Below are 14,178 nucleotides of genomic sequence, written 5' to 3' on the forward strand. Positions count from 1 at the left end.
TTCCTATTGAAAGTAGGTATTATAATGGAAACTAGAGGATCACTATGCATTAGTCAAGATTACAATTGAAACAATTTTGCAATTAACAAAGAATAAACTTTGTGAAGGAATAGACCTATTCTTAACCTAAAAAAAACAAAGGGATTAAACTTTTGCTTTTTAGATTGCTTTAATAATGCTTTAACTAAATCCGGTCTTGGCTGTGATATTAAAAAATTTTTACCAAAAAAAATAATACTCCTTTTTGTATGGAGATTATTACTATTAAGAAAATTAAAAATTTTTATTCTTATGATTGCTGATGTCTTGATTTTATCATAGTTTTTATCATCACCCATGGTAAGACTATCGTAATGCTTTCTATATTTGAATAAGTATTTATTAACTACTGAATAGCTATCTGGAAATAAATAACCTAATCTTACAAATAACTCCCATTCTTCGGCATATTTGAGCGTTTCATCAAACCTAAAGTTATTTATAAAATTCATTCGAAATAATGGACATAAACTATTAATTCTAATATCACCAGTCAATACTGAATCTCCCAAATGAGCAGAATGCATGTTCAATTTAGGATTTATAATTCTTTCTTCACCTTTATTTCCTACAATCTTTTGAAATTTACATACAGTGAAATTTATTTTGACATTATTCAAAAGAGGTTTTATCTGCAGCTCCAATTTTTCAGGATGCATAATATCATCATCATCAAAAAACTGAATAAATTCTGCATTTCGTTCAGCTGCCAGGTCTAATCCGTAATTCCTTGTCCCGGAAAGTCCGCGTTTATACTTATCTTTTTTCTTGTAGTATTCGAATCTGTTATCCTTCTCTAAATATACACCAATTACCTCTTCAGTCTCATCTATAGAATGATCGTCCACAATGAGACACTCCCAATTAGTATAGGTCTGAGCCATGATTGAATCCAGCGTTTCTCGAATAAGATGCGCCCGGTTAAAGGTGGCAAGTAGGATCGTTATTTTGGGCTTGTCTGAAGTCATGAAAATCTATCTTCCCAAAATTAAAAGTTTATACATGAATTTTATATAAAACTGATGAAATTGAATGATCCAGTTAAATTTAAATCGTTCCATGGAGGAATACGAACTGGATGATTTCACAATTTTCACAACTTTAACTAGATACTTCTTGTTATGGTTCTCCAGTAGAAATTGCCGGGTTAAAAATGCAATACTTTTTTTATTTACTATTTTCTCTTTATCCAGGAAATCCCAGAGTTTTTCATGAATTACAATTTCTGAGCCTCTTTTTAATAACCTTGAATTATTCTCACCGGTAAGTGACTGCTGATGATCTCTGTAGTAAAATAGCGTAGCATTTAAATGAAGCGAGACGGGCTGATATTTAAAAAAAATCCTGAGAAAAAACTCCTTTTCTTCGCCATAATTGAGATTTTCATCAAATCTTTCAGTCTTCAGCAAATCAGCTTTTAGCAAAGTGCTACCAATGTTCAACCTTATTTTCGTAAATAGGAAATCCTCCGCGACAGTTTGACTTTTCTCCTTTTTTACATTATTTATTTCTTTGTAATTAACTCCAGACTGAAACCGTTCAAAATTACAATAACTTACTGATGCTTTCGGATCATTTTCTAAAGCTTTCAGCTGCAGAGACAATTTTTCCGGATGCATCAGATCATCATCATCGAAAAAATGAATATACTCTGCATTTTCAGCTATCGCCATTTCCAATGCCATATTCCTGCAACCAGAAGGACCCTTTTTGTAGGTGTTTGCTCTCAGATAATAGTTAAATCTGATGTCGTTCTCTGTAACATTATGCATAACCTTTGATGTATCGTCTGTAGAATGATCGTCAACTACAATACATTTCCAGTGCGTTAGGGTTTGTTTTTGAAGAGATGCAATAGTCTCTAGCAGGAGACTAGAACGATTATATGTAGCTATTAATATAATAAGGTTTGCAGACATCTTTTTATTCAGGATTCAAGGAGCTGTTTTAAAAGTCGATAAGTCTTTTTTTCTCTAGGATATATCTTCCAGTACTTAATCCAGTAAATTATGGAAAATAGTTTATTTTTTTTTGAATGATTATTAATGAGTCGCATATAACTATAAGCATTCTCATTCATTCTTACTCTATTGTCTTTAATTGACTGCGGTAAATAACTTTTATAAAGGTTGAAAAACAATTGATTAGAGCTTTTCCAGTCATCTCCTTTCGAACCGCTTGAGAAATGTTCGATAAGTATTTCTCTGGTTACTTTAATTTTATATCCTTTGTTTCTGCAACGCATCGAAATAGCCTGATCATAGTTGTGAAATCCATGAATTCTTTCATCAAATTCTAATCTTGAATCCTTATGAAGGGCAACAAAAACACCGTCAATCACCACCACTTCTTCAAGAGCATTTGCAAATCCCCTATCAATTCGTTGTGTTTTGCCCGAATTATAGTGTTGTATAAGATTCATTACCCAGTTATCAGGCTCATTCTCCCACCATCCGGTTGGAGTTTTTGTTTTTGTTTTAGATCCAGCAATCCCTAGCAATCCTAACCGTGCGTCGTCTTCAAAATAATCTGTCAGTAATCTTCCCCAATCTTGTGTATGAAATTTAATATCCTCGTGAATACATAAAACAATATCGTTTTTTGCTCTTTTTAATAATCTGTTATATACTATTGCAATACCTTCATTATATGCGTTGTACTGACAAAGAAACTCGTATGAATCAATTCCAATAGTATTGGCAATATTATCCCTTAAATTTTTTAAAAGATCTGGATTTACCGAACATACAATTATGGATAGCATTAATATCTTTTAGGCGTTTAATTGTGTTAATAATTCTTTTGAAATAGGTAATTCAAATTTTCTTGCGAAAAACGCATCAGAATTTTGCAGCTTTGCCAGATCAGTCAGATCCAAAATAGCGGGATTATTGCCGTTTCGTGGTTTCCAGTCAATATATCTAAGATTGTTATTTCTAATTGTATTTTTTAATGGAGAATTCATCAGAATAGTTTGAAAATAAAATTCTTCTGAACATAGGGTATGCCTGAATCGTTTTAAATATCCCGGATGTTGATTCTGGAACTGCTTTATATATTCCGCAGCGTTTTTATTTAAAGACCACCATGTGGAGCCCCCATAAACAGGAGGAAACCAGGCCGGAAAGTTTCTTTTAACATTTAACCTTTTCTGATAAACCAGAGCTTTGTTAATCCACCTAATTTGCCTGTTATCCTTGTAATTAAAAACATCGAATAGATTATAATACTCAAGACGGTCTAGACCTCCATTGTTCGCCCAACCCCTAAAAGGCACTTTGAAATTCTCAATGTAATTTAAATGAATTTTTTCTAAAAAGAATCTTTTGAATTCTTCAGGCTTTTTAATTGGGAAATCATGACCGCTGATTAAATGAAAATAGTAATTTTCACTATCCTCTGATGCAAGTTTGAGAAGGTGTAGTATAGATTTCAAGTGGTTAATTCCTCCCCAGTTCACTTTATAAATTTGACATAGACTTTGTACGTTCGGATAGGCTAACAACTGTTGAAGCTCCGAATCTGAAATTATACTTTTTTTATCCAGGTGGATATATATCTGGAAATCATCATCAAAAAAACTAATGATCTTCTCAAGATGAAAATAATTCTTATAAGCTGTTATGAGTATAGCCTGTTTCAAAAAATTTAAAATTTGAGGGGTAGTAGTTTCTTAACAAACCTAAGAGGCTGTAACAACAAGTATCCAGTTTTGAATTCAATAGCTTTTTCCTTCTTTAGCTTATTTAACTCCTCCTGTTCAATCCTTTGTAAAAGATGATCGATAAAAAGTGAATGATGCTGAATGTATAGGTTTTCATGCTTCTGATAGATATACCTTAAAAGATCATATTTTCTGGAATTGGCTTTTTTACTTACAGAATCTTCTCTCATTCTATAATGAAACAATATTTCCGGAATCACATGGGTTTTACCCCCATTCATATGCAATCTTATAAAAAACTCCCAATCTTCAAATCCATGTATCATTTTTTCATCATAACCACCTGCCTGCCTCCAATCAGATTTTCTGAACATAGAATTGCTTAAAGTGGCATTTTGAATTAAAAAATCTTTCAAATCGCCGCCTGAGGGTTTAAATATTCTAAATTTTTCATCGCTTTGGAACCACCTGGCATAACAGGTAACAGCTTTCACATTTTCGTTTTTCTGAAGAACCTCAATGGCTCTATTGCAAAAGGAGGACTCAAAATAATCATCACTATCATGTACCAATATATATTTACCAGTAGCTGCAGTTATACCAGCATTACGTGCGGCAGAAGGCCCTCGGTTTTCCTGAGTGAGTAATTTTGTAATTCTTGGTTCCAGTCTTTTTAAAATTGTCTTGGTTTTTGCATCGGAACCATCATCTACCACGATCACTTCAATATTCCCGTAATCCTGATTTAAAGCTGAGTCTACGGCACTTTCTACAAATTGAAAGTCATTGTAGCAAGGGATTATAATACTTATCATAGACTTTTTCAACTAACCTAATATTTTTTTTAACTTTTCTAATTTATTTTGATTTGCGTGTTCATCCAAATAAATATTTCTTAGGGAATTTGAAAGTTTCTTATAATCCCTTTCAGAAAGATTCAATAATCGCATGGCACTTTTAAATAATTGCTCATGGTCTTCAGCAACTAACCATTGATATTTTCCTAATCTTTCACTCATAGCACCAACATTATAACATAATACTGGAATTCCAGAGGCCATAGCCTCTAGCCCGGTTATTGGACCACCTTCAGATACAGATGTAATCAAAAAAGTTGATATTTGATTGAAAAATAATTCCGTTTCGGTAGGTGATAATGATTCATAGTTAATAGTTATAAAATTTTGAAGTTCATTCTCAAAAATAATAGTATTTAAATATTTCAAATAATTTAGATCACCTATTCCTTGAATGAGTAAAGATGAGCAAATTCCCATGCCGTGCAGTTTCTTTATCAGAATTATGGCGTCCTCAATTTGTTTTTCTTTCGATAATCTACCAAATACTCCAAAATCATAGGTTCTTCGAGAATTTACCTTAAGAAGATTATTTTCGTTAGGTGTAAAAATATCCTGCACGAGGACGTTTGTTAATCCGAAATTTTGATTGAAGAAATTCTTTTGATCCTTACTCATGACGATATTGAAATGAACCTTTGCCAAATATTTTTTTAGTTTGTTCGAAAATGCTTTCTGCTGAAACATGGTAAATTTCATTGTTATTTTAGAATCATCAAAAGCCTTTAGTATAGGTAAGGAATATTCTAAAGTTTGTGAAGTTAGAATATAAATTTTATCATATTTTCTTCTTTTAGAATACCAGTAAAGAAATTTTAAAGGTGAAGAACTTAAATTTAAATTTCGTTTTATTTTATTGTCAAGTCGAAGAATATTTGGGAAATTTAATAGAGCAGGATAACTGAATACCTTTATACCATGATCATAAACGATCTTATTCAGCATATCATTACTTGGTGCTAACGGTGAAAATAAATATACTTCTTTAAAAATATTGGATTGACTGAGGAAAATTGTTGAATACATTGCTTCAATTTCAGTTCCCCCAATATTGTTCAAAAAAGGACTTACGATCAATATTCTCATAGATTTTTAAACATTATCTTTCTTATACGATACGTCCTTTTCGACCAGATACAAATGGTTAATAAGAAACAATGCTTTATTCTATCAAGAAATTTCAAATTTGTTTCTGTATCAATAATATTATCTCTAATATATTTCGAATTACTATCGTCTTTATTATCAATGGTTTGAAAAAAGACTAACATTAAAGACCTCTTAAAATGATTAATCAATTCCAAATCATTTAGACTAAGAGAAAATCTCAAGTTTTGAATCATGATGTAGATCTTGGACTTCATGAATATTGGATCATAAGATTTATCCAAATAAGACTTGGAATACTTATGCTGTCTATAAAGAAATAAAGGTGTATTATTTATAACAAAATCTTTAGCATCAATTTCAAAAAAAATCCTCGAGAAGAATTCTGTTTCTTGACCTCTGAAAATATCCAGGTTAAATAGATGCCTGTTATAAAGAAAATTCTTTCGAAAAATGACAGAGGGAGTCAAAATTTCCATTCTCCACAAAACATAATCTTTGAATAAAAATTTTGTGTGGATTAAGTTAATTTTCTGGCAAATATTTAGATTTTCATCCGTATAAATTCCTGAACAGACAGTCAAAGACGTTTGCTCACTGAAAGCGCTTAAATTACTACTCAAAAAATCTTTTAACATGAAATCATCACTATCAAACCAATTGATAAATTCTCCTTCGCTTAATTCAAACCCATAATTTCTACAGGCATTTGCTCCTTTTGGTTGGTTTGATGGTCTTTGATAGTATTTTATTCTATTGTCTTTTTCACAGTAACAATCGAGTAATTCTTTGGTATAATCCGTGGAATTGTCATCTACCACAACACATTCCCAGTGTTGATAGGTTTGGGCTATGACGGAATCCAGGGTTTCACCAATTAAATGTGACCTGTTGTAAGTGGGGATAATTATAGATACTAATCCTTTCTTCATTCACCACGTAAAAAAAACTGTCCTTTATTTACAAACTTAAAAGATAAAACAGCCAGTACATACTTTATAAACCATTTAATGGTTATAAGATCAAGCCTCCCGAGATCTCTAAACAGCAAAAAATTACGTTTTGTAATCTCATGATTTCTATATAAAAACGGATATTTTTTAAGCTGCTGTTTAAGTAAGAAATATTCGGTTTCCTTTTTAGGATTTAATGGCAACAAGGTTTTTATCAACTTGTTAATTGTGAAATACAGGCTTTTAATGGTTTTCTCATTAAAATCCTGAGAAATGGAATTATCAGTCTGTCTGTATTTCGTGAGATAATCATCCAGGAAATTGATGTTGGGGTTCTCCAGCAGCCGTCGAATATGGAAATCTCTATCCTGGCCTTTAAGCAGATGCTCATCGAACAATTTTTTATCAGCAAGAAACTTCTTGCGATACATAGGATCGGGCAAGTACCAGCTTATTTTTAAAGTAATGAAGTCTTCCAGTAAATTGACGCTGTTTTTAGTCCTGATTTCTTTCCCAATAATTTCTTCATTCTCATTCATTAAAATGCTTTTGGAAACCACCATGTCTGTATTAGATTTGAATCCATCTAATTTCCTTTCTATAAATTTCGGAGCCATGAGGTCATCACTATCAAACCAATTAACATATTTTCCTATGCTTATTTCAAAACCATAATTCCTACAGGTATTGGCTCCTTTTGGTCGGTTCTTAGGGCGTTGATGGTAAGAAATCCTTCTATCTCTTGTTTTATAAAACTCCATCAGTTCAGCAGTATAATCGCTGGAGCCATCATCAACCACTATACATTCCCAATTTATATAGGATTGTGCAATAACCGATTCTAAAGTTTCTCCAATGAGATGAGCTCGATTATATGTAGGAATAATTATGGAAACCAAATTTTGCATCACGTTTAAAGCCTAATGAAGATTTGTTAATTGCAGAGGCTTTACATCAAATAGGGAATTATCTTTTAATACCGCATATCTATTAATAAATTGCATCTGCTTATTCATAAGTTTTTTCCATTCAAATGCTATTTCCCTTTCATCATCCCGGTTTATATCATCTAAATAAATACTGCAGCCTTTATCAATTTTAGCCTTTAGAAATGGAAGCGCTGAATATCTGGCATAGGGAGTACTACCTCCAAAAGGTCCATCCACGAGTATGAGGTCAATCTTTGATATGTCTTTCAACTCGTGGTTCAGTTTTCCGGTATCATACCAAAGCACCTGATTATTTAAAGTGATTTCAGACGGAGCTTCTTTTAAAGAAGCATGAATTATCTTAACAAATTCATTTAATTTATATACCTCAAGTTGCCTGCTTAGTTCATCGGCCCAACCACGATCAGATTCAATAGCATAAAATTTTGTATCCAGTCTCAATACCTTTATTAGTTTTGCTATGTAGAAGGTGGAAGCCCCAGCACCGAATTCTACTACACATTGTTTTTTATTGATGGTAATGTCATTTAATACATGAAGAACTGTATCTGGAGAAATGGCCCAGGCAGAGAAAGGGATGAAACTTTCCTCATCAAATAATTGGGCCAACTGGTTATAGTAAAAAACTGTTTGTTGGTTGAGTCTCTCTTGATTCTTAATCAGGTTAACTCGTACATCTACAAAAGTTTTTATTCTATTTTTGATCCTATTGATCATTAAATTGAAAATTGAATTCGGTTAATATTTTACTTTGGGTTGGTGGCACTTCTATCCCTGAAGAATAAAATAATCCTTCTTCCACCTTAAAACTAAAAGCGTTTTGTATCCAGTCAGATTCCATTTTTCTAACTCTCAAATATAAAGTTACAGAATAGTGACCTTTATTCAAGATACATTTATCCATTCTGGCTGTAATGGTCTTAAGAGCCGAGTTATCACTTTCAGCTGACATTTTTGTGCTATTCCAAATAAGGCGTTGCCCAATATTGTCATCTATTCGGAACTCCAATACAATTTCTGATAACTTATAGTTTTTTTTATTTTCCAGGTGGAATTTCAAAGTTAGTGGCTTTCCAGTTTGTGGAAGTTTGGAAGCCTCTTCACCATACACTGAAACTGAATTTATGCGTACTTCTCCATTACCTGTTCGTTCTATTGAGGGATGAAGAAGTGAAATATTTGTCTGACCTTTTTGATGATTCTTCAAATAATGTTCTATGACCTTTTCCACATCTCCTTCTTTGCAAACCTGTCCATTCTTTAATTGTATTGCTCGGCTACAGAGATTTTTTACACTGGCCATATTATGACTTACAAAAAGAACAGTTCTTCCCTCCCCTGTAGAAAGATCCTGCATTTTCCCGATGGCTTTTTTTTGGAATTCGGCATCTCCCACCGCTAACACCTCATCTACTACAAGGATCTCAGGCTCTAAATGCGCGGCTACGGCAAAACCAAGTCTAACAGTCATCCCGCTACTATAACGCTTTACAGGAGTATCTATATATTTTTCACAACCGGAGAAAGCGATGATCTCATCAAGTTTGTTTTTAATTTCAGCCCTGCTCATTCCCAACACCGCACCATTCATAAAGATATTTTCTCTACCAGTAAGTTCCCCATGAAAGCCGGTGCCTACTTCCAGCAAAGAGGCAATTCTTCCTTTGGTCTTTATACTTCCTGTTGTTGGTGCAGTAACCCTGGAAAGAAGTTTTAACAAGGTAGATTTCCCGGCACCGTTTTTACCGATGATTCCAAGTACTTCGCCCTGCTTCACCTCAAAATTAATATCTCTTAAAGCCCATACATAATCTTCTGTAGCCTTAGTGCTTCTATCATTCACACCTCCAACTTTTAAATAGGGATCTTCCTTGCCTCGCAAAGTATGCCACCATCGGTTTAAATCGTGCTGCAAACTACCGGTACCTACCGTACCAAGACGGTATTGTTTAGAGATATTTTCAGCTTTAAGTATTACACTCATTCCTTCTATTCTTACCTCGAATTATTTTTTTCACTCTCCACTCCTCACCCTTAACTCTTCACTCTTCACACTTCACTCTTAAACAGTATCTATAAAATTCTTTTCGGTCCTGTTAAAAATAATTAATCCAAACAGAAAAAGTGCAACCGATACTCCTAAAGTGTAAAGAAAACCCGTCCAGGAGAAGACCCCTGTATCCAGGATCATATATCTAAAGCCTTCAATAACTTGTGTTAACGGATTATATTTTACCAGCCAGGCATACTCTGGCATCTTTTCAGAAACTTCAGCAAGTGGATATGGTACGGCAGAAATATACATCAGCAATGTCGTTGCGAACCCTACCAAAACCGTTAAATCACGATACTTAGTAGTCAAAGCAGAGATCGTCATTCCCGCACCAAGCCCTAGTAAAGCCATCATTAACACGTAAACGGGGAAGAGGATTAGATTAGTATTAGGATTTATCTCATAACCTCTAATTATAAAGTAAAAATAAAAAATAATTAATATAAGTAATTGAATTCCAAATTTAAACAAATTGGAGATCACGGTTTTTAAAGGCATAATTACCCTGGGGAAATAGACTTTTCCAAAAATAGCTGCATTGGCAGTAAAAGTATTTGAGGTCCCAGTAAGGCATTGGTTAAAATAATTCCAGGCGGTGATGCCAGTTAGGTTAAAAAGAAAAGAAGGCACATTCCCGGTAGGAATACTCGCTATATTATTAAAAACCAGCGTGAAAATTATCGATGTAAATAATGGTTGAATAAAATACCAAAGCGGACCTAAAATAGTCTGCTTATAAACCGTGACTATATCCCTTTTCACAAAAAGGATCAAAAGATCACGATACCGCCAGATCTCCTTAAAATTAAGGTCTATCAGCTTTCGCTTTGGGGTGATTTCGTATAGCCAGTCGTTATTATTCGCTTCGCTCATTATTTCCGGTGAATCGTGATTAGTGATTGGATTTTTTCTTAATATAATTTCTAAAACCAATAATCAATTTTCGAACTTCTGTTATCTGCTCAAAAATAATGTCTGCAGTAGAAATAAAATTGAGTCGTAGAGCAATTTCCACTTGAGTTTCTACTTCTGCAAGTGAACCTAAAGCTACATTCAGAAAATACAACAATTCTTTATCACTACTACGACCAGCTCCTTCAGCGATATTAGATGAAATTGAAACCGAAGCCCGCCTAATTTGATTTGTTAATCCATAAATCTCAGAAGCCGGAAATTGAGCAGAAATCTTATAAATAGTTTCAACCAATTCGATACTTTTCTTCCAAACATCCAATTCCTTATGATCCATAATTCTTTCTATTCACTACTCACTATTCACCCTTCACTAAAAAACACTATTCGAAGTTCCTCATAAATTTTCTCCAGGAAGCCTTCACCTGGGATAAACGAGACGGTGCCGCCCCATAATAACCTTTCGCATAACGATTATATCCATAACCATAACCATAGCCATAACCGTAACCGTAGCCATAACCATATTTGGCGCTATGCACAAAATGGTTTAGCACAAAACTGATATTTTTAATCTCTTCCTTGGCATATTTCTGATTAATGGTTTCTAACATGCCTCTTTTAGTATAATCCTGTCTAATCATATATAAAGTGGCATCCGCATGTTTTACCAGGTTAAGCGCATCTGCCACCATTCCAATGGGCGGCGTATCTAAAATTATATAATCATAAGTTTCTTTCAGGTCAGATATCAGGTTATCCATCTTTTCCGTGAGCAGTAATTCGGATGGATTAGGAGGAACAGGACCTGAAGTTATAACATCCAGGTACGGAATTTTACTTTGTTGTACAATTTCCTTCGCTGTTGCCTGGTCTATCAAATAATTTACAATCCCAAGATCATTATTCAGTTCAAAATCATCGAAAATCTTTGGTTTTCTAAGATCAACTCCTACAAGTACCGTTTTCTTCTCGCTTAAAGCGAAAACGGTAGCAAGGTTCATGGCACAAAAAGTTTTACCTTCCCCGGAAACTGAAGAGGTTATTAGTACAGTTTTAGATCCCGTCACTCCCTGTCGCTTATACATAAATTGCAGACTAGACCTTAAGCCCCTAAAGCTTTCTGAAATTGAAGATTTTGGAGATTCAAAAACCGCCAGATTACTGTTCATTTTATTTCTACCTATCAATCCTAGTATTGGAATTGGAGAAAGCCTTGTAATTTCCTGAGCATTATGGATATTGGAATTTAAAAATACCAGCAAAAAAACAAAAGTTAAAGGTATCACACCTCCAACAAGGACCGCCATCACATAATTTAATCGCGTATTAGGACCTATTTGTCCACCCCCGGTGTCCTTTGCTTTATCTATAACAAGCACATCACTTACATTAGCAGCCTTAACAAGACCTGCTTCACTTCGTTTTTCAAGAAACATATTATACGTTCTTTCATTCAAAGAATACTTGCGCTGAATCTTTAAAAGATCCTGTTCTTCCTGTGGGAGTTTTTTAACTTCGTTTTCAAGTTGAGCGATCTTAGTCCTTATTTCCCGTAGCTCTGAATTTAACAACCCTTTTGATGAATTGATATTCTCTAAAATAATAGACTTCACAGAATTTATCTGTCTGTCTATATCGGCAAAAACCGGTGAATTCTCTTTTAATGTATATTGATAGTTCTTTCTTTCTTCTGCTAATTGTATTATTTTAGAGACTCCACTGGCAATATTACCTTCTGAAATCCCCGCGACAGATGGTGCCGGAACATTGGAATAATCGTTTCTGCTTTGTAAATACTCCTCCAGATTATCATAATAAGTCAACTGCCGGCGTATCTCCTCTTTTTGAACGTCCAGGGTGGATAATTTCCCCGAAAGATCACTACTTTCAGATGAAATATTAAGAACAGAATTTTCATTGCGATAATCATTCAATTCATCTTCCACTCTTTTTAGCTCCGCAGCCTGCACAGCGAGACTACTATCTATAAACCGAATGGTTTTGGTAGCAAAAAGATTCTTGCGTTTAAGCATATTTTCACTTAGCACCTTTACTGAACCATTAAGGTAATCTACTATTCGAGCTTTATTTAACCCCGTCTGACTTAAATTAAGAACAGAAGATCCATCGCCATTAGAAATACTCATCCCCCGGTAAGTGCTCACGGCGGAATTGAAATTTGAAAAGTTGATATAGATCGTTCTTTCTTTATCATAATTCCCCTCATTACGCACGATGTATCCAGAAAAGAATGGCAGGGTAATATGCTCACCAAATTTATAATTCCTGTTAAACTCATTTTCCTCAACTACCCTGGTATCGGTTTCTTTGGTTCTGTAATTAGTACGGTATAGTAAAGCAGGAATCTCAGCCTTTAAATTGAATGTATGCTCGTCCTGCACTTTGATCTCCATGGTTACATTATTCGCCTGGAAAGCAGCTGAATCTGCTATTACATGAAATGGGGTTTGCCCGTAGACATCTATTTTCTGATATTCGCCCTGTGCGCGGTAATTTATATAGAACTGCAATCGCTCCACCACTTCTTCATTATGCGACCTGGATCTAAGAATGGTTATTGCTGTATTAACCTTATCTGAAGTCCCTCCCCAATTAAAGGTCAAACTTGTGTTTGAAGTAAAAAAAGGGTTTTGATCATCCTTTATGGAAATAGTGTTTCCCAGCTGATATACCGGCAGTTTTCGAACGTTATTATAGTAGGCAACAGCGAAACTGATTCCAATTGAAAGTAAGATAAGCTTCCAGTAGCTTATAACTTTCAGAATAAAACCCTTAAAGTCAAAGGTTGAACCTACATCGGATATATGATCTTCTTCATGCGCCATTATCTTGTAGCTAATAAAATTACAGAGGTCACTACTGAAACAACCGAAAAAATAGTAGTAAACACTCCCAAACCAGTGGTTCCGATTCCTAGCGCCTTCTGAGGCAATGGATTCACGACGATCATATCATTTGGCTGGATATAATAGTATGGACTACTAAGAGCATTTATATTGGTAACATCTATAGTGTGAACTTCCTCTCCCTGCGGGTATTGCCTTATAATCTGAACATGCTCTCTGTCCCCGTAATCTGAAATACCCCCGGCATTGGCAATCGCTTCCATAATCGTTACCTGTTCTTTATAAATCACCTGGCTTCCCTGGCCTATTTCCCCAAGAGTTGTATACCTAATACCTGCAAGCTTAACGGTAACAAAAATATTGGCCTCTTTCCTAAAATATTCATCCAGTAATTTTTCTTCTATTCTTTCACGAACCTCTTTTTCGGTAAACCCAAGAACATTGATCTCTCCCATGGTGGGTACTCGAATATTACCATGATCGTCTACCGTAAAACCATCAAAATAAACAGCTTCTTCAGTAGTTGCATTAGGATTAGCTTCTCCAACAGGGTTAAACATTCCCACAAGTTCCTGGTCCAGAGCTTTAACTCTTATACTTAAAAGATCTCCTACCTGAATTCGATATGGCTTGCGCAATCGCTGAACCTGAATAATGCTGTCTACCTCTTCTTCATGTTCCTGAAGATAGGACATTTGCTTTGTAGATACGCATGAGGTTAAGGCTAGTATTGCAGCGAATAAAAACAAAAAGGATTTAAATCGCATAAAGGG

Annotated in this window: 14 protein-coding genes; all 14 read right to left on the reverse strand. The window is 34.4% G+C overall.

The window, feature by feature from the left end:
• Nucleotides 1–59: 59 nt before the first annotated feature.
• A complete protein-coding gene (locus T8I65_RS12075) occupies nt 60–1,007 on the reverse strand; it encodes a glycosyltransferase family 2 protein (protein WP_322300841.1) in 948 nt (315 codons plus the stop codon).
• A gap of 6 nt (nt 1,008–1,013) precedes the next feature.
• A complete protein-coding gene (locus tag T8I65_RS12080) occupies nt 1,014–1,958 on the reverse strand; it encodes a glycosyltransferase family A protein (protein ID WP_322300842.1) in 945 nt (314 codons plus the stop codon).
• An 8-nt stretch (nt 1,959–1,966) separates the two neighbouring features.
• Nucleotides 1,967–2,803, reverse strand: coding sequence for a glycosyltransferase (locus T8I65_RS12085; protein ID WP_322300843.1), 837 nt, complete (start codon nt 2,801–2,803; stop codon nt 1,967–1,969).
• A gap of 9 nt (nt 2,804–2,812) precedes the next feature.
• Complete coding sequence (locus T8I65_RS12090; RefSeq protein ID WP_322300844.1) at nt 2,813–3,682, reverse strand: beta-1,6-N-acetylglucosaminyltransferase; 870 nt, start codon at nt 3,680–3,682, stop codon at nt 2,813–2,815.
• A 5-nt stretch (nt 3,683–3,687) separates the two neighbouring features.
• Nucleotides 3,688–4,518: a glycosyltransferase family 2 protein gene (locus tag T8I65_RS12095; protein WP_322300845.1), complete on the reverse strand. Its 831-nt coding sequence runs from the start codon at nt 4,516–4,518 to the stop codon at nt 3,688–3,690.
• 12 nt (nt 4,519–4,530) lie between these two features.
• Complete coding sequence (locus tag T8I65_RS12100) at nt 4,531–5,586, reverse strand: glycosyltransferase (RefSeq protein ID WP_322300846.1); 1,056 nt, start codon at nt 5,584–5,586, stop codon at nt 4,531–4,533.
• A gap of 56 nt (nt 5,587–5,642) precedes the next feature.
• Nucleotides 5,643–6,599, reverse strand: coding sequence for a glycosyltransferase family 2 protein (locus tag T8I65_RS12105; RefSeq protein ID WP_322300847.1), 957 nt, complete (start codon nt 6,597–6,599; stop codon nt 5,643–5,645).
• Nucleotides 6,596–7,528 (reverse strand): glycosyltransferase family 2 protein, encoded by a 933-nt coding sequence (locus tag T8I65_RS12110; RefSeq protein WP_322300848.1) that lies wholly within the window; start codon nt 7,526–7,528, stop codon nt 6,596–6,598. The genes T8I65_RS12105 and T8I65_RS12110 overlap by 4 nt, the downstream gene beginning before the upstream one ends.
• A 12-nt stretch (nt 7,529–7,540) precedes the next feature.
• Nucleotides 7,541–8,287, reverse strand: coding sequence for a class I SAM-dependent methyltransferase (locus T8I65_RS12115; RefSeq protein WP_322300849.1), 747 nt, complete (start codon nt 8,285–8,287; stop codon nt 7,541–7,543).
• Entirely contained in the window at nt 8,277–9,554 is a 1,278-nt protein-coding gene (locus tag T8I65_RS12120) for an ABC transporter ATP-binding protein (protein ID WP_322300850.1), read from the reverse strand. Before T8I65_RS12120 ends, T8I65_RS12115 begins: the two co-directional genes overlap by 11 nt.
• Before the next feature lie 78 nt (nt 9,555–9,632).
• A complete protein-coding gene (locus T8I65_RS12125; protein WP_322300851.1) occupies nt 9,633–10,496 on the reverse strand; it encodes an ABC transporter permease in 864 nt (287 codons plus the stop codon).
• Between the two features lie 19 nt (nt 10,497–10,515).
• Complete coding sequence (locus T8I65_RS12130) at nt 10,516–10,872, reverse strand: four helix bundle protein (protein WP_322300852.1); 357 nt, start codon at nt 10,870–10,872, stop codon at nt 10,516–10,518.
• Between the two features lie 46 nt (nt 10,873–10,918).
• Nucleotides 10,919–13,384, reverse strand: a complete 2,466-nt coding sequence (locus T8I65_RS12135) for a GumC family protein (RefSeq protein ID WP_322300853.1) — start codon at nt 13,382–13,384, stop codon at nt 10,919–10,921.
• Nucleotides 13,384–14,172, reverse strand: a complete 789-nt coding sequence (locus T8I65_RS12140) for a polysaccharide biosynthesis/export family protein (protein ID WP_322300854.1) — start codon at nt 14,170–14,172, stop codon at nt 13,384–13,386. Before T8I65_RS12140 ends, T8I65_RS12135 begins: the two co-directional genes overlap by 1 nt.
• Nucleotides 14,173–14,178: the final 6 nt, after the last annotated feature.

The sequence above is a fragment of the Christiangramia sp. OXR-203 genome (assembly GCF_034372165.1).
GTDB lineage: Bacteria > Bacteroidota > Bacteroidia > Flavobacteriales > Flavobacteriaceae > Christiangramia.